The organism is Agrobacterium sp. CCNWLW155, assembly GCF_036888815.1.
GTDB classification, from domain to species: Bacteria; Pseudomonadota; Alphaproteobacteria; order Rhizobiales; family Rhizobiaceae; genus Agrobacterium; species Agrobacterium radiobacter.
The window spans coordinates 1-807 of record NZ_JBAKFW010000063.1 but is presented as its reverse complement, the minus strand read 5'-3'; the positions used below and the strand labels follow the sequence as shown (position 1 = coordinate 807).

Here is an 807-nt window from a genome sequence, read left to right as displayed (position 1 = left end):
GAGAATGCGTTTTCGATGGGATTAAAGTCGGGACTATAGGGTGGCAGGAACATGAGTTTGGCGCCGGCGCGCTCGATGGCGTCGCGCACCCCGGCTGCCTTGTGGGCCGGCAGGTTATCCATAACGACGACGTCGCCGGTCTGAAGGGTCGGCGAGAGCACTTGCTCGACATAGGCCAGGAAGACATTGCCGTTCATCGCTCCATCATAAACGAAGGGTGCGGTCATGCCTGTGAGGCGGAGCGCGCCGGTGAATGTCGTTGTTTTCCAGTGGCCATGCGGCACGCCAGCTCGGCAACGCTCACCTCGAATGGCACGCCCTCGCAGACGCGCCATCTTCGTCGAGAGACCGGTTTCGTCTATAAAGATCAGCTTCTCCGGATCGAGGTCGAGTTGCCCTTCAAACCAGGCTCGCCGGCGTTTCAGGACGTCCGGCCGGTCTTGCTCCAATGCATGTGCGGACTTTTTTTAAACGTCCAGCCGCGGCCCCGCAGCCAGGCGCCGAGCGCGCTTCGGCTGATACCTACTTGCCGCTCAACAGACAGACGCTCGACCATTTCATCGAGCGTCACGTCCTTCCGGTCGTCGATCATGGCCACGACAAACGTCTCATGTGCATCAAGGACCGATGGCCGTCGCCAGCCTTGCGGCCGGGACGTAGGTTCACCGTCACTCGCTCGTGCGATCCACCGGATCGCCGTCGAAATCCCAACCCCGAACCGCGCCGCCGACTGGCGCGCAGACATGCCCGCCGCAGACGCTTTTAACACGCGTAGTCGAAGATCATCGCTCAGTGCTCGTCCCATCA

Annotated in this window: 1 pseudogene; it reads right to left on the bottom strand. The window is 61.3% G+C overall.

The window, feature by feature from the left end:
* Nucleotides 1-805 (bottom strand): annotated as a pseudogene (locus tag V6S97_RS29120) (IS630 family transposase); the annotation flags it as partial.
* Nucleotides 806-807: the final 2 nt, after the last annotated feature.